General features: G+C 69.4%; 14 protein-coding genes. 2 read left to right on the forward strand and 12 right to left on the reverse strand.

Annotated elements, in window-relative coordinates; translation table 11 throughout:
• Nucleotides 1-49 precede the first annotated feature (49 nt).
• The 4 genes from recD to GOPIP_RS02935 are packed head-to-tail and all read right to left on the reverse strand — an operon-like array spanning nt 50 to nt 9,548.
• On the reverse strand, nt 50-2,122 hold the full coding sequence (recD, locus tag GOPIP_RS02920; protein ID WP_006368046.1) for an exodeoxyribonuclease V subunit alpha: 2,073 nt from the start codon (nt 2,120-2,122) through the stop codon (nt 50-52).
• Nucleotides 2,119-5,604 (reverse strand): UvrD-helicase domain-containing protein, encoded by a 3,486-nt coding sequence (locus tag GOPIP_RS02925; RefSeq protein WP_006368048.1) that lies wholly within the window; start codon nt 5,602-5,604, stop codon nt 2,119-2,121. The genes recD and GOPIP_RS02925 overlap by 4 nt, the downstream gene beginning before the upstream one ends.
• Nucleotides 5,601-9,050, reverse strand: coding sequence for an exodeoxyribonuclease V subunit gamma (recC, locus tag GOPIP_RS02930; RefSeq protein ID WP_006368050.1), 3,450 nt, complete (start codon nt 9,048-9,050; stop codon nt 5,601-5,603). The genes GOPIP_RS02925 and recC overlap by 4 nt, the downstream gene beginning before the upstream one ends.
• Nucleotides 9,051-9,065: 15 nt before the next feature.
• Entirely contained in the window at nt 9,066-9,548 is a 483-nt protein-coding gene (locus GOPIP_RS02935) for an acyl-CoA thioesterase (protein ID WP_014362199.1), read from the reverse strand.
• Nucleotides 9,549-9,723: 175 nt separating this feature from the next.
• On the opposite strand from GOPIP_RS02935, the gene GOPIP_RS02940 reads away from it, so the two are divergent.
• Nucleotides 9,724-10,299, forward strand: a complete 576-nt coding sequence (locus tag GOPIP_RS02940; protein WP_014362198.1) for a GNAT family N-acetyltransferase — start codon at nt 9,724-9,726, stop codon at nt 10,297-10,299.
• 200 nt (nt 10,300-10,499) lie between these two features.
• A complete protein-coding gene (locus GOPIP_RS02945; protein WP_006368054.1) occupies nt 10,500-11,996 on the forward strand; it encodes an NAD(P)/FAD-dependent oxidoreductase in 1,497 nt (498 codons plus the stop codon).
• A gap of 15 nt (nt 11,997-12,011) precedes the next feature.
• On the opposite strand, the gene GOPIP_RS02950 is transcribed toward GOPIP_RS02945, so the two are convergent.
• The 8 genes from GOPIP_RS02950 to GOPIP_RS02985 all read right to left on the reverse strand — a co-directional run bounded on the left by GOPIP_RS02950 (nt 12,012) and on the right by GOPIP_RS02985 (nt 18,363).
• Nucleotides 12,012-12,722: an urease accessory protein UreD gene (locus GOPIP_RS02950; protein ID WP_006368055.1), complete on the reverse strand. Its 711-nt coding sequence runs from the start codon at nt 12,720-12,722 to the stop codon at nt 12,012-12,014.
• Nucleotides 12,723-13,427, reverse strand: coding sequence for an urease accessory protein UreG (gene ureG / locus GOPIP_RS02955; RefSeq protein ID WP_006368056.1), 705 nt, complete (start codon nt 13,425-13,427; stop codon nt 12,723-12,725).
• A gap of 70 nt (nt 13,428-13,497) precedes the next feature.
• Nucleotides 13,498-14,118 carry an urease accessory protein UreF gene (locus tag GOPIP_RS02960; protein ID WP_170320168.1) on the reverse strand — a complete coding sequence of 207 codons (621 nt, stop codon included), beginning with the start codon at nt 14,116-14,118 and terminating at the stop codon, nt 13,498-13,500.
• Between the two features lie 45 nt (nt 14,119-14,163).
• Complete coding sequence (locus GOPIP_RS02965; protein WP_006368058.1) at nt 14,164-15,882, reverse strand: urease subunit alpha; 1,719 nt, start codon at nt 15,880-15,882, stop codon at nt 14,164-14,166.
• A gap of 1 nt (nt 15,883) precedes the next feature.
• Nucleotides 15,884-16,213 (reverse strand): urease subunit beta, encoded by a 330-nt coding sequence (locus GOPIP_RS02970; RefSeq protein ID WP_006368059.1) that lies wholly within the window; start codon nt 16,211-16,213, stop codon nt 15,884-15,886.
• Between the two features lie 17 nt (nt 16,214-16,230).
• Nucleotides 16,231-16,533: an urease subunit gamma gene (locus GOPIP_RS02975; protein WP_006368060.1), complete on the reverse strand. Its 303-nt coding sequence runs from the start codon at nt 16,531-16,533 to the stop codon at nt 16,231-16,233.
• A gap of 142 nt (nt 16,534-16,675) precedes the next feature.
• On the reverse strand, nt 16,676-17,932 hold the full coding sequence (locus GOPIP_RS02980; RefSeq protein ID WP_006368061.1) for a DUF6986 family protein: 1,257 nt from the start codon (nt 17,930-17,932) through the stop codon (nt 16,676-16,678).
• A complete protein-coding gene (locus tag GOPIP_RS02985) occupies nt 17,929-18,363 on the reverse strand; it encodes a PaaI family thioesterase (protein ID WP_006368062.1) in 435 nt (144 codons plus the stop codon). Before GOPIP_RS02985 ends, GOPIP_RS02980 begins: the two co-directional genes overlap by 4 nt.
• Between the last annotated feature and the right edge of the window lie 202 nt (nt 18,364-18,565).

Raw genomic sequence — 18,565 nt, forward strand, 5'->3', positions numbered from 1 at the left:
CCGTCACTGACCTGCCGGCTCCGCAATCATCGACCCGCCGGGTCCGCAATCATCGACCTGCCGGCTCCGCCGGGGAGGAGCGCAGTCCGCTCGCGCGGTGCACGCGACGACCAACCGCCGCCCGTAACGTCTCCGGGGTTCCGACGATCCGAACCCGCGACTTGGCGCGGGTGATGGCGGTATAGAGGAGTTCGCGGGTGAGCAGCGGCGAATCCGGCGGTGGCAGAACGACGGTGACCGCATCGAACTGGCTGCCCTGGCTGCGGTGGATGGTCATCGCGTAGGCCCACATCGTCTCGGCCAGCCGCGCCGGCGGGACGAACATCGGATCGCTGAACTCGCTGCGCCGGAAGGCAACGGTCAGCGACGGATCGCCGGCCTCGGCGATCACCACACCGCAGTCCCCGTTGAACACCCGGTTCTGCCGATCGTTGGCGGTCACCAGGATCGGCATCCCGGGCTGTGGCGCCGCGAGGTCGGGCGTCACAGGCGGGTGGCCGGGGATCTCACCGCACCACTCGACGATCTGACGCGTCCACCCCTGCACACCCCACCGGCCCGCACGGTGGGCACACAACACGCGGTGTGAATCGAGCACCTGCAACGCGGTCGGCGCATCGCCGGCGCGGGCTGCCGACCACAGATCGGTGACCCAGGCGACGACGTCGCGGTGGATCGCGGGATCGTCGGGCTCGACGAGCACGATGTCGGCCAGCTCGCCGGAGCCGATGAGCTCGAGCACGCGATCGCCGTCACCGTCATTGACCGCTGCGGCGACCGTGGCGATGCCGTCGCGGTTGCGGAAGTTGCGGGTCAGTTCGACGATGCCATTGGCCAAACGCGGACGTTCGGATGCGGTGATCCGCGAGTCGTCCGCCAGGGCCATGATCTCGGCATCGAGTGCGGTCCCACTGTCGTGATCTGCGCCGCTGGAGTGTGTTGCGCCGCTGGAGTCTGTTGCGCCGCTGGAGTCTGTTGCGCCGCTGGGTGGCCGCTCGACGAGGTCGGCGAGCACCGCACCGGCCTCCACCGACGCGAGCTGATGGGGATCACCCACCAGGATCAGGCGCGCATCCGGACGCACCGCCTCGAGGAGGTGACTCATCGCGGTCACCGACAGCATGGAGGTCTCGTCGACGACCACCACGTCGTGCGGCAAGCGGTTACCCGGTCCATTGCGCGGCCGCGAACCGGGTCGCCAGCCCAACAGTCCGTGAACGGTCACCGCGTGTACCGGTGGGCCGCTTGCCGAGTCGCCCGTGACCGACGAGTCCGGGCCGAGCCCGCGGCTCATCCCGTCGAGTGAGGCCTGCAGCTGGGCGACCGCGCGGCCCGTGGGTGCGCACACCGCGATGTGCAGGCGTGCCGGGACGAGCCGATCGAGCACGGCGAGGATGCGCGCAACGGTGTAGGTCTTGCCGGTACCCGGACCTCCGGTGAGCACCGAGGTCCACCGCGAGGCGGCGACGGCGGCGGCCAGCCGCTGTCGAGGTGCAAGGCCGGCGCCCTCGCCGAAGACCTCGTCGAGGGCACCGGTGACCCGCTCGGCCGAGACCTCGGGCACCGACGCGGCCCGTTCGGCGAGGACGGTGCGGATCACCTGCTCCTGCTGAAAGTACTTGCGCAGGTATATCAATGGCCCGTCGACGGTGTCGGCGACGACCAGCGGCCGCAGGGGGCCGCCCTTGGCACCGACGACCAGCGGACTCGAGCGCAACCCGCCGACGAGTTCGTCGGCGGACGGCAGTGCCGGCATCACCGCTCGGCCGTCCGCCCCGACGGCACCGCCCACTCCGACGGCCCTGCGCTCCGGCGCGGAGTCGTGTTCTGCGCCCGCGGCGATGTCGGCCAGGTCGCGGACCGCCAGGCAGGTCGAGCCCAGGCGCACCGCGCGCACGGCCAGCGCTGCGGCGAACTCGGCGATCTCGGACACCGGTTCCCCGCACATGCGGACCAGTCGGGTCGCGACGTGCACGTCGGCGGCGTCGAGGATGCCGACGGCGTTGGCCTCACCGAGCAGCCCGCGGGCCCCGTGCACCCGCCTGCCGTCATCGGTGTGGGCACCGGGGCCGGCGGGATCGTCGACCGGGGCGACGGTGTCCGGTGGTGTGGGCGGCGTCATCGTGGCGCTCCCGCCAACAGATCCGAGAGCGTCGTGATCAGCTCTGCGGGTACCGACCACTCGAACACACCGCACCCCGCTGGGGTCGACGGCCCGGCCATCCCGCGGACGAAGTGGTACTGCACCGGCCCGAGATGCGCCGCGGCTGCGTACCCGGGCAGCCGCCAGCGCAGATAGCGATGCAGCGCAACCGAATACAGCAGCGCCTGCAACGGATAATGGGATCGGATCATCTCCGCGGCCATCGCCTCGGCCGAGAAGTCCTCGACCATCAGCGCCCCCGGGCGCAGTCGATTGGTCTTGTAGTCCACCACGACGAAGCGTCCGTCGGGAATCCGCAGCACCGAATCGATGCTGCCGGTGAGGAATCCACGCAGACGCTGGGCGGGCAGCGACGCCAGGATCGGCACATACGGTCGCAGCAGATCGTCCGATGGCAGCAGGTCGCTCATCAGTTCGGCGATGGCGGCCAGTGGTGCGCCCGCGCCGGCGGGGTCACTGCCGGTCACCTCGGGCGGACCCAACGGCATCTCGAAGTCCAGCTCGGCCAACCGATCTCGCGGTCCGACGCTCCAGAGGTCACCGAATCCGAGTGGCGTGGTGAGTACCTTGTCGAGGGCGGAGGTCAACGCGTCGACATCCACCGGCATCCCATAGCGAGATGCCGATCGCTCGCACAGTTCGCGCACATGAGCTCGCCGATCGGGCGCGGAGGTGTCGACATACTCGAGGGTTTCGTGCACAAGGGTGCCGAAGGTCGCACCGAACGGCATGCCGTTCATCGGTGACGGCGTTCCGGCCCGCTCGCCGGCGTCGGCGATCGGCAGTGCCTCCTCGACAGCCTCGACGGGCTCGTCGTCCACGGACTGCGCCTCGGGTTCGGGTTCGCTGCCGCTGTCGCCAGAACCGAATGACGCGTGTCCGGCAGCGGCGATGATCGCCGAATACGACGTACGCCGCCACCCGCTGTCGATCCGACCGCCGAACACCGCCGCGGAGAGCTCGTTCGGTGACCGCTCGGCGGTGTCGGACACCCACCGCCCGGGGTCGAGGCCGCCGGCGGATTCGACACTGATGGTGTCGGTACCCGCACCGAGTTGGACGAGCCGGGCCTCGCATTCGTCGGGATCGGGCACCCGCACCGACTCGGCGACGGTCGTTCCCGGCTCCATGTAGCCGGGCGGATGTCCGAAGATCAGTCGATGCAGCGCCGAGTCGCTGGTGCCGCGCGACGGTGCCCACCAGGCAACCACCTGCGACCCGGCGCGGGTCAGCGCCACGTACAGCTTGCGCAGGTCCTCCCCCGCATCCTCGGAGATGCTGCGGCGCAGGCGTTCCGGACGCCCTGTGGTGTCCAGACCGCCGACGTCGAGGTGCCGGTCACCGTTGTCGTCGTGGTAACGGAAGGTCTTCGGCGACGAGTTGCGGGCACCGTCCCAGCCGAACGGCACGTAGACGATCGGAAATTGCAGCCCCTTGCTGGCGTGCACCGTCATGATCTGCACGACCTGGGTATCGCGGTCGAGTCGCCGGGTCTGCTCCTCCGAACGCCGCCACAGCGATTCGTCGGCGATGCGGTCGGCCAACCACTCCACCAGACTCGAGAGCCCGCAATCCTCCTCCACCACATGGCGATTGCACACCGTCGACACCTGCAGCAGATCGGTGAGCATCCGTTCGCCATCGGCGCCGGCGAGCACACGACCGGCCACGCCATGGTCGGCGAGTATCCGCTGCGCCATCGCGGCGAAGCCGCCGTCGTCGAAAGTCCGTGCCAGATCCGCCAACCCGGCCGCCAGCTCGGTCAGCTCGGCGTCGCCGGCACCGGCCAGCCGCTCGGGGTCCCAGCCGATGAGCGGTGTCAGCGCAGCCAGCGCCACCCGGTCGTTTCGTGCGGGCGACTCGATCGCCCGCAGCACCCACAACCAGTGCCGGGCACTCATGGTGGCGAACACGCTCGTACCGGTCCCCACCACCGACCCGATACCGTGGCCGCCCAACGCGTTCTGCAACGGCTCGATGGTGCGGTTGGCCGACACCAGTATCGCGATGTCACCCGGGTGCACCTCACGGACTCCGGAGTCGGTGGTGAGCTGGGTGCCCGACGCGAGCAGCGACGCGACATCGGCGGCGACGTCGGCGATGACCGCCGCGCGGACATCGTTGACCGAGGCGAATGCGCTGTTGCGCATGAGGACCGGGAAATCGTCGTGGCGAAACCAGCGCACGCGCAGCGACGGCACCGGTTTCTGAGCGTCTGGCGTTCGGGCAGCTGGGCCCGTCTCCGACGAGGTGAGCCGGGTGCCCGGGCGGCGGGCATTCACCTGGTGCACCGTGATCTGGTCGTTGCCGAGATTGGCGCCGCCGTAGATCCGGAACAGCGCCTCGACGAGGTTCTCGTCGGAACGCCAATTGGTGTCGAGGGCCAGGCGCTGCCCCGCCACCCGCACCGCGTCGAGGTAACTGAGGATCTCCGCTCCGCGGAAGGCATAGATGGACTGTTTGGGGTCGCCGACGAGCACCAGACGCCGCTGACCGTGAAAGCACCGGCGCAGGATCTCCCATTGGAGCGGGTCGGTGTCCTGGAACTCGTCGACGAGGATCAGCTCGAACGTGTCGCGGATACGCGCGCACGCGTCGGCGCCGATGTTCTCGTCGATCACGATGCGGTACAAGATCATCTGCAGATCGTCGTAGGTCCGCAACCGGGACTCGCGCTTGCGGCGCTCGACGATCTCGCGTACGCGATGGCAGAAGTTGACGCGACGGGTCGCGGCACGGTCGGCCCGCGGTGCGCCCTCGGCGTCGGCGACACCGGCCGGGACGAGGTCGACGGCCGGATTGCGCACGGCCTCCTTGGCGATGGTCACCGCATCGTCGAAGGTGAACACCGGATCGTCGGGGTCGCGGCCGAAACCGCGCAGATACAGATCCAGGGCAGTCTCCTCGACGAGATCGTCGACGTCCTCCACGATCTCGTAGACCAATTCGCGTTCACCGAGGAACCCGAGCGCCTCGAGCATGCGGTTGCAGAAGGTGTGGGTGGTGGCGATGGTCGACGCGTCGAAGTCCGACAGGGCGCGCGCGAGTCGATCCCGGCGCAACGCGATCGTCTCTGCGTCACCGGTGAGCATCAGCGAAAGCAGTTCGTCCGGTTCGGCGTCGGGCGTCTGCGCGGAAGCGGCACCGGGGTCGGGCTCGTCGGCTCGGGCGTCGATCGCGGTGAGCAGACCGGTGAGGCGTTCGCGCATCCGTTCGCGGAGTTCGGCGGTCGCCGATCGGCTGAAGGTGACCAGCAGCAGCTTGTCGATCGGCAGGCCCTCGGCGATGTGCCGGGCCGCGATGCCGACGATCGCGTAGGTCTTCCCGGTTCCCGCGCTGGCCTCGAGCACGGTGGTGTGCTCGGCGAGGGGCTCGTCGAGCCGGAAGGGGCGCGGGGCGTCGAGCCGGCCGTGGGCGACACCTGCTGCGGGGAAGGTCATCTGATCACCTCGTGTTCGACGACGGGGCCCCACAGCCGGCGGGCGAGCGTGGTGAAGACCGGCTCACCCGACACCAGGCCGATCTGTGCCCAGGGTGCGGTGTCGGCGGCGCAGACCGAGGTCAACGTGTCGAAGTCGACGGACGCGGTGACATCGGCGCCGTACACCAACCGCAGATAGGGGTCGGTATGCGCGCCGAACTTGCCGGCGAACGAGGTGGCCGCGGCGTTCAGCGCGATCATCTCCGAGCTCCCGCTCGCGCGTTTGATGCCATAGGCGGCACCGGGATCCAGCGGTAGTGGCAACACGGTCTGCAGACCGAGCCGACGGATCGCGACGAGCTCGGCGAGCAAAGCGAGCGGATCGTCGGGGCCGGCCAGGCGGACCACGGAGATCCCCGGCGCCTTTCGATCGGCGCGGCCGATCATCGTCGTCGAGTCGATCACCGGACCGCCGACCGCGCCGCAGCGTTGCGCCGCGGCGAGCGCGACAAGCCGAATCCAGGCCGAAAGTCGGTGTTTGGCGCGCACTTTCGAGTAGGTCGCGGCGACAATACCGGTGCCGAAGACGTCGCCGACGCTCCCGTGCACCCGGGTACCGTCCGGGAGATCGAGCACGAAATCACGGGTCGCGGCATCTCCGTGCCGCAGACCGACCGCCGCGTCGTATACCGCACCGACCTGCCGTGAGATGCGGACCAGTTCGCGTCGCCCGAATTCGGCCGGCGGCAGGGTGCCACGGCGCACCTCGGCCATCTGGCAGTCCCGGAGATCGGCGCCGGCGAGCATACGGGCCAACAGCCGATCACCGATCGCCCACTCCTCGAGACCGGCGACCCTGACCTCGAGGCGGTCGGAATCGTCGTGCTCCTCATCAGGCATCCGGGCACCGAGACGCTGTCGCACGAAACCCTCGATGGGATTGGCGAAAAATGAGACGAGCGAGGTCAATTCGACGTCGGAATCGGCGTCGGGGGCAGGGATCCCGAGGTGGGCACCGGCGATCGGCCGCACCGGCTGTTTCGTGCCCCGCAGGGCACGGGCACCGGCGAGCAGTCCCCGATCGAAACTGAACGGACCCTGCACACCACCGACGCCACCGGGCTCGAAGTTGCGGGCATCGAAGCCGTGCAGGGTGTGCCGGCGGATGAACCCGGCAGCCCGGATACCGCAGAGGGTGGCAACCGTGTCGGCGAGTTCGCTGACGACCACCGCAGGCGGCACCCGACTGCCCGAGACCGGGTCGGCGCCGGTGTAGAAGACCAGGAAGTGTTCCTGCGCGGCGGTCAGCGCGTCGAGGAACAACTGGCGATCCTCGGCGCGGGGGTTGCGTTCTCCGACCAGCGGAACCCGACCCAGGATGTCGTCGCCGTCGACGCGCAACGCCCTCGGGAAGGCCTCGGCGTCGACGCCGAGCAGCACGATGACCCGGTGCGGTACCGAGCGCATCGGCACCAGCGTGCACACCGTCAATTCACCCGTGCGGAAGTTGGCCCGTGTCGGGCGCCCGGCGATCATCATCGCGACGAGATCGCGCACATCGGAGAGCCGCAGCAGACGCTCACCCTTCGGCGGGTCCTCGGTATCACATGCGAGTGCCTCGGTATCACATGCGAGTGCCTCGGTGATGGATCGGTGCGCCTGCGCCGTCTGCCATTCGTCACCGGGCGCGGTCTCGGTCAACTCGTCGACGATCGCGATCAGACTCTCGGCCCAGTCCGCCGCCGACGCGGACCCCGACAGGCGCACCACGAGCGCGCCCAGGCGGTCGACGAATTCCATCAGCCGTCCCGCCAGGTCGATCTGGGTGCTCTCCACACCCTCCAGCGGCAGTGCGGCACCCAGCCATTCACCGTCGTCCTCCTCGGCGACGACGCCGAGCGCCACCCGGTCGAGCCCGGCGGAGAAGGTCCCCTGACCGAAACCCGAGAGGCCGAACCGCTTTCGTTGCGTCTCATCGATTCCCCACCGGATTCCGCTGCGCGAGAGCCATTCCCGCACCCAATCCAGATCGTCGTCGGACATCGCGAAGCGACGGCTCACCGGTTCGCGCGTCAACAGGTCGGTGACCTGGCCCGCGGTGATCCGGCCGACGGCCAGTTCGACGACGGTGGCCACCACGTCGAGGACCGGATTGAGGTGGCGCAGACCGCGATCGGCGAGGCGGACGCGCAACGCGGCGGCCGGGTGGTCGAGTCCACTCTGGCCGAAGGCGCCGCGGACCAACGGCGCGAACGTCTCGACGTCCGGGCACATCACGATCACGTCGCGCGGTTGCAGGGTCGGGTCGGCGTCGAACAGATGCAGCAGCCGGTCCCGCAGGGCCTCGACCTGCCGTTCGGGACCATGGCAGGCGTGGATCTCGATCGAGTCGTCCGCGGCACATGTGCCACGGTCCGCGCGGGGATCGGAGTCGTCGCGGATGCCGGCCTGCACGGTCTGCAGCACCGTCGCCGGGGGGTGGTCGCCCGCCCGATGATGCACCTCGGTGTCGAGGTGCCCGGCGATGGACAGCTGCAATTCCTGCACATCGTGGGACAGCCCGGCCAGCAACGGATTTCGCAAGGACGGCGGACGCCACGACGCGCGCCGGGCATCAGCGGGTGCCGCCGTCGTGGCCACCGCACGCCACAGCGCGGGACCGGGGTGCGGCACGAACAGGTGCACATCGCGGTGGGCACCGAGCGCCGAGGCCACCTGCCGGAACGTCTCGGTGATGCGGGTCGGCCCGAACACCGACACCCGCGGCGGGAGGTCCACGGCGCCGGGGTCGGCGCGCACGGCCTCGCACAGTGCATCGAGCCGCTCCACCGGATGTGCGGCCCCGACGCGTTCGCGGACGGCGCGCCAGAACCTGGGTTGCCACGCCATGTCGTCGGGCAGAGCCGCGCCGGCACCGTTACTCTGCCCACCGGCCGCCCAGTCGGCGAGCATGCCGGGCCGCTGGCGGGCGTAGCGCTCGAAGAGGTCGGCGATGTGGCGCGCAGTGGCGTACCGGCGACCGAGTCGGGCCCCGTCCGGGCCGTCCCCTTCGGTGGTGTTCGTGCCGGCGCCGGCGGCCGTTGCAGTGGATGCGGACCCGATGTGCCGGGCCAGCATCGCCATCTGCGGGTCGTCGACGAGGTCGTCGAGAACGGCGAGTACCGGCCAGACCAGCGCATCGGCGCGCCAGGCCGTCGCGGTCTGCGCGTCGGTGTCGAGGGCGTCGATCACGGCGTCGGTCAGCTCGCCCGGTGAGCAGAAGCCGATGTTGGCGGCGATTCCGTCACCGAGCTCGGGCGACGATCCCAACCGGACCGCCAGCCGCTGCGACAACCACCGTTCGATTCCTCGCGCGGGCACGGCCACGATCTCGCTCGCCATCGGGTCGGGCAGACCGGTGGCCAGGACGTCGGCGAGCGCGTCGGCCAGGACGTCGGTGCGCTCGGCGCGGTGTAGTCGCAGCATGTCGCCTCGCTCCGGTCAGTCCCTCGGCCGCAGCTCCGGGAGTTGCGCCCGGTGGGACTCGAGGATCTGCCGGGCCGACGGCGGGATCGGAGTCGGCCGACCGGTCGCCGGGTCGATGACGACCATGGTGGTACGGGCGAGGGCACACAGGGTGCCGTCGGCGGCCGACAGCGTGGCGCCGATCGTGTAGGAACTCGTGCCCAGGCGCGTGATCGCCAACCGCATGACGACGGGATCGAGGGTGTAGTCCAGCGTTGCCCGGAACTCCACGTCCTGACGCACCACCAGGATCGGAAGTCGTTCGGCCCCACCCGGGAACCATCGGGAAAACGCGCGCACCCGGCCTTCCTCGAACAGCCGCGCAAATTGTACGTTGTTGATGTGGGCGTTGATATCCATGTCGCCCCAACGCAATTGGAGCTCGACCTCCGCGGGCGCGTGCGGCGGCGGCACCTCGGCGTCGGGTGTCGGTGTCGTCGGCTGGGTGTCGGGGTCCACGAGGGGGAGCCTAGCGCCACGCACCGACGGTCACGCGCGGCGACCCGCGCCGGGACACGCCCACAAATGGCGGCATGTGTCCGGCGTAGTCCGTACACTCATCTCCCGAGTGGGCCGAGCCGGACGTTGCAGGAGTATCCCGGCGCATGCGGACATGAGGGGCATTGGGGGCCGGGTGATCGTGCAGACGTCGCGGATGTTGTTGCGGCCGGTCGAACGCTGCGACGTCGACGATCTCGTGCGCCTCGACAGCGATCCGCACGTGATGCACTTTGTCAGCGGCGGCATCGCCACACCCCGCAGTCTCGTCGAGGAGTGGGTCGTGCCCCGCGCGCAGACCGAATTACGCACCGGCCGCGGCGGCCTGTGGACGGTGATCGATCGGCGTTACGGGGTGTTCCTCGGCTGGGTGTCGTTACGGGCGCCGCGGCACTCCAGCCGCCCGGAGCTGGAACTGACCTATCGGTTGCGGCGCGAGTACTGGGGCCGGGGCTTGGCCACCGAGGCCGCGCGGATCGTCACCGACCTCGCGTTCACCGACCTCGACGCGCAGCGGGTGTTCGCCAGCGCCACCTCCACGCACGCGGCGTCGCGTCGTGTCATGGAGAAGCTGGGCATGCGGATCTGCGGCATTCACGTCGGCGACGAGAACGCGCCGGGCGGATTCGGCGAGGTCGAATACGACCTGCTCCGTGAGGACTGGCAACGACGTCACGAGGGTTGGGGCGCCTCGACCGATCTGACCGCCTGATTCGGCGTTCACCGCGACGAGGACCATAATGTCCTGACATGGATGCCTCACCGCGACCGATCGGGCGGCGAGGACTACCGTGAAGAGGCGTGCGGCGTGACCGCGTCCGCACCCAGACCGTATCCACGGCCCGACACAATCGAGCATGCATGCCCACCAGCGGGTATGTCGACCACGATCGATGAGGAGACGTTCTTCCGATGAGCAGCCCCACCCCGACTTCGGCACGCCCTCACGTCGTCATCATCGGCTCCGGCTTCGGTGGTCTCTTCGCCGCCCAACGGCTCGCGAAGGCCGATGTGGACGTCACGCTCATCGGCAAGACCACCCACCACCTGTTCCAGCCGATGCTCTACCAGGTGGCCACCGGCATCGTCGCCGAGGGCGAGATCGCCCCGGCCACCCGCGTGGTACTGCGCAAGCAACGCAACGTCACCGTGCTGATGGGCGATGTGTTCCAGATCGACCTGACCGCCAAGACGGTGACCTCCCGGTTGCTCGAGCGCATCACGGTGACGCCCTACGACAAGCTCATCATCGCCGCGGGCGCCGACCAGTCGTACTTCGGCAATGACCATTTCGCCGAGTACGCGCCGGGTATGAAGACCATCGACCACGCCCTCGAGTTGCGCGGGCGCATCCTCGGCGCGTTCGAGCAGGCCGAGCTGTCCGACGACCCTGCCGAGCGCGCCAAGCTGTTGACCTTCGTGGTCGTCGGCGCCGGCCCCACCGGGGTCGAGCTGGCCGGTCAGATCGCGGAGATGAGCGACAAGACCCTCAAGGGAGCCTTCCGCAACATCGACCCCACCGAAGCCCGGGTGATCCTGCTCGACGCGGCTCCCGCGGTGTTGCCACCGTTCGGCGAGAAGCTCGGTCGCAAGGCCGCCGCGCGCCTGGAGAAGATGGGTGTGGAGATCCAACTCGGTGCGATGGTCGTCGACCTCGACTACGACGGCCTCGTGGTCAAGGAGAAGGACGGCAGCACCCGACGGATCGAATCGCAGTGCAAGGTGTGGTCGGCGGGCGTGCAGGCCAGCCCGCTCGGCAAGCAACTCGCCGAGCAGTCGGGTGTCGAACTCGACCGGGCGGGGCGCGTGAAGGTGCTGCCCGATCTGACCATCCCCGATCACCCAGAGGTCTTCGTCGTCGGCGACATGATGGCCGTCGACGGCGTGCCGGGCGTGGCGCAGGGCGCGATCCAGGGCGGCCGCTACGCCGCCGATGCGATCAAGGCCGAGCAGAAGGGTCAGACGCCGGATCAGCGCAAGCCGTTCAGCTACTACGACAAGGGGTCGATGGCCACCATCTCGCGTTTCAGCGCGGTGATGCAGGTGCCGATCCCGGGTACCAAGAAGAAGTTCGAGACCGAGGGATACTTCGCCTGGCTCGGCTGGCTCGCGCTGCACCTGGTGTACCTCGTCGGTTTCCGCAACCGGCTGAACACGCTGATCAACTGGTTCTTCGCGTTCAGCACGCGCGGCCGCTCGCAGCTCGCGGTGACCGAACAGCAGGTGTACGCGCGCACGGCCATCGGCGCGCTATCGGCACTGGAGAACAAGTCGGTGCCCGAGGTGGAGGCCGAGGCGGCCGGTGCCGACGACACCGCGGCGGCGACCGAATCCGCGAACAAGCCCACCAGCGACGCCGACGCCACCACGACCGAGGCCGACAAGGCCTCCGCGGCCGAGGCCAGCTAGGGGCTGGGCTGAGCCCTAGATCTGCGCGAGAGCTGCCACATCGAGGGCGTCGCAGTGGGCTCGTGCCTGAGCGACCCCCCGACCCAGTGCGGTGGTGAGCGATGCATCGGCGACGAGGGCGAGCCGCGCCGCGAAATGGTCTGCGTCGACGTGGGCGGGGCTCGCGTCAGGGTACCGGAACACGCTGGTCAGTGCGTTGAAACCCGCTGTAGCACAAGCCGATCCGGCCCCCAACTCGAGTCCGTGACGCAGGATGGGACGCCGGTCGACGTCGACGTGGAGTCGTCCGCGCCATCGTCCGGCGTCGTCGCCGGGGTGATCGACGGCCGACCGGCCGATCTGGATGTGCTCGTGCAGATCGATCGTCGCGTCGGCGTCGGCGTGCACCTCGATCACCGAATCGTGGTGGGCTCCGCCGGCCACCACGGTGGGCTGCGGGTCGAGCCGCAGACGGGCGCCCGCGCCGACCTCGATACGCCATCGCGAGGTCGACTCCGCCCGATCCGCGGCGGGCAGGGCGATCATCGCGGCCACCGAACCGAGGTCGAGCGACGTCGCCTCCGCGAGATGCACGAGAACCTCGATGTGGTCGCCGCCCAGCGGGGTCGCCGCAGTCCCGATCAGGTGTGCACGCGACGTCCCGGTCCGGCGAACGGCCAGCCCGCCGGTGGCACGCACACGCGGCGAGCGACCGGCCTCGACGACGATCTCGACCTCGGTGCGCATCTACCGTCCGGCCGCCCCGCCACCCACCGGCGCGTCGGCTGCGAGATGACCACGCACCCAGGCCAGCACATCGGTGGCGGCGGGGTCGTCGGTGAGTGAGATCATCGCGGTCGGGCGGCCCTCCCGGACCTTGGCGGCGTCGCGACGCATCACCTCCAGATCGGCACCGACCTGCGGCGCGAGGTCGGTCTTGTTGATGACGAGCAGGTCCGACCAGGTCACCCCGGGGCCGCCCTTGCGGGGAACCTTGTCGCCGCCGGCGACGTCGATGACGAAGATCTGCACGTCGATCAGTCCGGTGGAGAAGGTGGCGGTGAGGTTGTCACCGCCGGACTCGACGAGGATCAGATCCAGCGGCGGATTGGCCGCGATCAGGTCGTCGATCGCGTCGAGGTTGGCGGTGATGTCGTCGCGGATCGCGGTGTGCGGGCAGCCACCGGTCTGCACGGCGGTGATCCGTTCGTCGGGCAGGACGGCGTTGCGGCGCAGGAAGTCGGCGTCCTCGGTGGTGTAGATGTCGTTGGTCAGCACGGCGACCGACAGTTCGTCGCGCAGTTGGCGGCACAGGGCCGCGACGAGTGCGGTCTTGCCGGAGCCGACGGGCCCGCCGATGCCGACGCGCAGCGCTTCTCCGGGCTCGCGATGGCGGCGTGGCCGGTCGTGGCCGTGATCGTGGGGTTCGCCGTCGATCAGGTGCGGGGGCATGGATTCCTCTCGGGGGTCGGATCGTGATCGGGCTTGGTCTGCGGTCGGCTCGGCTCGTGGGCCGAGCGGGTCAACTCATGAACAGGGGCATGGGCCGGGTCTCGTGACGCTCGGCGAGGACGTCGAGAATCGGATCGGACAGATCCGCGAGTCCGGTCGCGGCCTGCGCGGCCACCGCTTCGCACTCGGCACCGAGGTCGGCGATCATCACCGCGACATCGGCCGGGTCGAGGGCCAGGAGCCGCTGCCCGGCCGTCGCCGTGCCGCTCACCGTCGTGTAGACGCACACGAGCGCGGTCTGCATGCCCGACAGGCCCGACGCCGCGCCGACCGAGCCGCTGATGACCGGCAGATGAGTGCTCGGCAGGTGCGCCGAGAAATCAGTCGCCGGGAACATGCGGCGGGCCAGTCGGACCATGCCGCGGCCCTGAGCGAGAGACGCTTTGCGCGCGGCGGCCGACGGGGTGCGGGCATCGGTTTCGATCTGGGCGGCCCGAACGTCGAGGGTGCCCTCGGCCACCGCGGCGGCGATCGACGCCGCGACCAGGCCGCTGGTGGTGAGTCGTCGGTGCAGGAAGGCGGCGAGGTCGGCGACGCCGCGCACGAAGCCGTCGGTGATCGCCTGCTCGACACCACCGGAGTGGACGTGGCCGCCCACCGGCAGGCGCGAATCGGCCAGGGTCAGCATCATCGCCAACGACGACGTGGCGGGCGCAGCGGGATCGGTCACGGCGGCTCAGAACAGGAAATACCGTTGTGCCATCGGCAGTTCGGGCACCGGCTCGGCATCCCACACCGCCCCGTCGATGCGCACGGTGAAGGTGTCGGGGTCGACCTCGATGGTCGGCGTCGCGGCATTGCGCGGCATGTCGGCCTTGCCGAGGGCGCGGGTGTTCTTCACCGGTACCAGCCGGCGACGGATGCCGATGCGATCGGCCAGATCCTCGTCGCAGCCCGGCGCGACGAAGCTCAGCGAGGTGTCGGCGGCGGTCGGTGCTTCGGCACCGAACATGGGTCGGGGCAGGACCGGCTGCGGGGTCGGGATGGAGGCGTTGGCATCTCCCATCTGCGCCCAGGCGATCGCGCCACCCTTGATCACCAGGTCCGGCTTCACACCGAAGAACGCCGGATCCCACAGCACGAGGTCGGCGAGCTTGCCGATCTCGACCGAACCGATTTCGTCGTCGAAACCGTGGGCGACCGCCGGACAGATCGTGTACTTGGCGATGTAGCGCTGTGCGCGGTTGTTGTCGGCGCGGCTGTCACCCTCGAGCGCCCCACGTTTGCGCTTCATCACGTGCGCGGTCTGCCACGTCCGCAACACCACCTCGCCGATACGACCCATCGCCTGCGCGTCCGACCCGATCATCGAGATCGCACCCAGGTCGTGCAGCAGATCCTCGGCAGCGATGGTCGACGGCCGGATGCGGCTCTCGGCGAACGCGAGATCCTCGGGCACGGTGGGATTGAGGTGATGGCAGACCATCAGCATGTCGAGGTGTTCGTCGAGGGTGTTGACGGTGTGCGGGCGGGTCGGATTCGTCGAACTCGGCAGCACGTTGGCCGCCGCGGCAACGGTGATGATGTCGGGTGCGTGCCCGCCGCCTGCACCCTCGGTGTGATAGGCGTGGATGCTGCGTCCGGCGATGGCACCCAGGGTCGATTCGACGAAGCCGGCCTCGTTGAGCGTGTCGGAGTGCAGCGCCACCTGCACCCCGGTCTCGTCGGCCACGCGCAGGCAGGCGTCGATCGCGGCCGGTGTACTCCCCCAGTCCTCGTGGAGCTTGAATCCCGATGCGCCGGCCCGGATCTGCTCGCGCATGGCCTCGGCGCTGACGGTGTTGCCCTTGCCCAGCAGGGCGATGTTCATGGGCCAGTGATCGGTGGCGGCGAGCATCGACGCCAGATGCCACGCGCCGGGCGTGACGGTGGTGGCCTTGGAGCCCTCCGCGGGTCCGGTGCCGCCGCCGATCAGCGTGGTGATGCCGTTGCCGAGCGCCTCGTCCATGATCTGCGGGCAGATGAAGTGGACATGGCAGTCGATACCGCCGGCCGTCAGGATCTTGCCGTTGCCCGCGATGATCTCCGTCGACGCCCCGATCACCAGGTCGGGATGCACCCCGTCCATCGTGTCGGGATTTCCGGCCTTACCCAGGGCTACGATGCGGCCGTCGCGGATTCCGATGTCGGCCTTGATGATTCCCCAGTGGTCGAGCACGACCACGCCGGTGATGACGGTGTCGGGCGCGCCATCGGCGCGGGTGGCGCGACTCTGCCCCATCGATTCCCGGATGACCTTGCCGCCACCGAACACCGCTTCGTCGCCGGCCAGACCCGGTCCGCCGCAACGGTCCTCGGTGACCTCGATGAGCAGATCGGTGTCGGCGAGACGAATCCGATCACCGGTGGTGGGGCCGAACAGTTGCGCGTAGCGGTCACGTCCGAGGATCGCCATCTCAGTCCACCTTCCCGGGCGCATCCAGCGAGATCCCGTGCACCTCACGGGTTCCGCCGAGCGGGACCAGTGTCACCGTCATCTCGATCCCCGGTTCGAAGCGCACCGCGGTACCGGCGGGGATGTCGAGGCGTCGCCCCCGCGCCTGATCGCGATCGACGTCGAGCGCCGGATTGGCCTGCGGGAAGTGGACATGACTGCCGACCTGGACCGGGCGATCACCGGTGTTGGTGACGGTCAGGGTGATCGCCGAGGCTCCCGCGTTGAGTTCGATGTCGCCGTCGGCGGTGATCACCTCACCGGGCACGATCGTCGATTTCTGCTGCGCCACTGGATAACTCCCCTACCTCAGCCGATCGGGTGATGCACGGTGACCAACTTGGTGCCGTCCGGGAAAGTCGCCTCGACCTGCACGTCGTGCAGCATCTCCGGTATCCCGTCCATCACGTCGCCGCGGGTGAGAACCTCGCGGCCACTGGCCATGAGTTCGGCGACGGTACGGCCATCTCGCGCGCCTTCGAGGACGTGATCGGTGATGACGGCGACCGCCTCCGGATGGTTGAGCTTGAGTCCGCGACCCTGCCTGCGGCGGGCCAGCTCGGCGGCGTAGGAGATGAGCAGACGTTCCTGCTCATGCGGCGACAGTCGCACCGATTCCGTCCTTCCCCGTGTCGGTACCTGCTGAATTCGACACCCTCGGGTCCGAATTCACCTCCGGGGCACCTGCGGTGCACTCCGGCTCCGTCATCCTGCCACTTCTCGGTGCGCTCGGCGCGGCGAGCGCACCGCGGCGTCAGCCGGACGTCAGGGCACCGCCGCCGGCCGACAATTCGTCGAGCCGCGCGGGTGTGCACAACGGCGCCGTCCGGGTCACCTCGTCGACGGTGAAGGCCGCAGCGGCCAGGCCGCGGCGGATCACCAGTGCCAGCGACATCGCGGTCGCCGGCTCGTCGACCACATCGCCGGAGCGCCGCTCGAAATAGGCCTGCAATCGGCTCGCGGCGGCCGGCATCGCCGACCGATAGAAGCCGACAACCCCCAGCCAGCGGGTCACGAGATGCCCCGGGTGCATGTCCCAGCCCTGATAGAAACCGCGTTCCAACGACCGCGTGACCAGCCGGTGATGGCGACGCACTGCCGCGTCGATCTGTTCGGGCTCCCCGGTGGGCATCACCTGGGTGGACCCATCGCTGATCCACACCCCGGTCTGCGCGGCGGCCACCTGCATGACGGCCTTGGCATGGTCGGCGACGGGATGCTCGAGTGACTGCTGCGCCGAGACGATCCCGCACGCCGCGCTGTAGTCGTAGGTGCCGTAGTGAAGTCCCCAGATGCGCCGGCCACCGCGATGGATGGCCCGCGCCAGGGTGGCGCGCCCGTCGGGGCCGAGCACGGCCTGCGGGATCTCGATCTGCAGCTCCACCCGCACGGCGGCCTCGGTGAGTCCGTGCGCGCGCTCGAACTCCTCGCAGAGGACCGTGATCGCGTCGACCTGCCGGACGTCGCGCAGTTTGGGCACGGTGACGACGAAACCCGGGGGCACTCCCCCCGCCCCATCGAGAACGAGTTCGAGAGTGCGGATGCCGCGGGCCCGTTCGTGCGCACCGAGGCCCTTGGCCCGCACACCCGCCGACCGCGGGGCGTGCGGACGATCGGCGACCCAGCGGGCCAGGGTCTGCCCGGCGCGACGGGCGTCGGCGTCCTCGCGCTCGTCACCGCGCCAGCCGTAGCCGTCCTCGAGGTCGATGCGCAGATCCTCTATCGGATTGGTCGCCAATCGGGTCCGCACGATCTCGCGCACCTCATCACCGGCGAGCTCGGCCACCGCCGACGCGCTCGACTCCAGCTCGAGCGCGGCCGCTCCCCACCGGCGCGGGGTGTCGACGTCGACGTCGGCGGCGCTGACGTACACGGTGTGCACCGGTTGGGGTTCCGCACGATCCCCGGGAAACCACCGACCGAGATCGGCGTCCACCGGTGCCAGCAACTCCTCGATCCGCGCACGGGCCTCGTCGGTGATGCCGCGCTCTCCGGCCGTGCCGTCGGTCATCGTGGCAACGTGCCTTCGGGAACCTCGATGTTCTGCAGCCGCACCTGGCTGCGACTGACCATCCGGTCCTGGTCGTCGAAGATCTCCACCGCCCACAGCTGCTGTCGCCGCCCGCGGTGAATGGGACTGGTACGTGCGGTGATCGTGCCCGTACTGATCGAGCGGAGGAAGTCGGTGTTGTTGTTCACGCCGACCGCGGTGCCACCGATACCGGTCTCCTGCAACCAGTAGAAGCCGCTCATGCTGGCCGCACTCTCGGCCACGGCGCAGTAGACGCCGCCGTGCACGATCCCGAACGGCTGATGGTGCTTGGGGCCGAGTTCGAGAGTGGCGATCAGCCCGTCGATCGTCACCGACTCGATGACCGTGCCCAACTCGCTGTCGAGCCCGCGCCACCCGGTCGACTTCACGTACTCCTCGTTGCTCGTCATGACGACAAGAGTGTCATGTCGGATGGAATCGGGGTGAGTCGAAAACGCCCCCGAGGAACCGGTAGGCCCCACATCTCGTTGGAGATGTGGGGCCTACCGTGGCGTGGACCGGGGGTCTCTGCAGCCCTCAGGACTCTCGCGCGGTCCAACGGTTACTTAATGTAGGCTAGCCTTACCAAGCTGTCAAGCATGGTGGGCGACA

This window comes from Gordonia polyisoprenivorans NBRC 16320 = JCM 10675 (assembly GCF_000241325.1).
GTDB lineage: Bacteria > Actinomycetota > Actinomycetes > Mycobacteriales > Mycobacteriaceae > Gordonia > Gordonia polyisoprenivorans.

Coding starts and splice junctions, on each gene's coding strand:
- GOPIP_RS02950 (WP_006368055.1), bottom strand. CDS start 12,722: ATGCGCACCGAGGTCGAGATCGTCGTCGAGGCCGGTCGCTCGCCGCGT.
- GOPIP_RS02980 (WP_006368061.1), bottom strand. CDS start 17,932: ATGACCGACGGCACGGCCGGAGAGCGCGGCATCACCGACGAGGCCCGT.
- GOPIP_RS02945 (WP_006368054.1), top strand. CDS start 10,500: ATGAGCAGCCCCACCCCGACTTCGGCACGCCCTCACGTCGTCATCATC.
- recC (WP_006368050.1), bottom strand. CDS start 9,050: ATGCTGCGACTACACCGCGCCGAGCGCACCGACGTCCTGGCCGACGCG.
- GOPIP_RS02985 (WP_006368062.1), bottom strand. CDS start 18,363: ATGACGAGCAACGAGGAGTACGTGAAGTCGACCGGGTGGCGCGGGCTC.
- ureG (WP_006368056.1), bottom strand. CDS start 13,427: ATGCCCCCGCACCTGATCGACGGCGAACCCCACGATCACGGCCACGAC.
- recD (WP_006368046.1), bottom strand. CDS start 2,122: ATGACGCCGCCCACACCACCGGACACCGTCGCCCCGGTCGACGATCCC.
- GOPIP_RS02925 (WP_006368048.1), bottom strand. CDS start 5,604: ATGACCTTCCCCGCAGCAGGTGTCGCCCACGGCCGGCTCGACGCCCCG.
- GOPIP_RS02960 (WP_170320168.1), bottom strand. CDS start 14,118: ATGATGCTGACCCTGGCCGATTCGCGCCTGCCGGTGGGCGGCCACGTC.
- GOPIP_RS02965 (WP_006368058.1), bottom strand. CDS start 15,882: ATGGCGATCCTCGGACGTGACCGCTACGCGCAACTGTTCGGCCCCACC.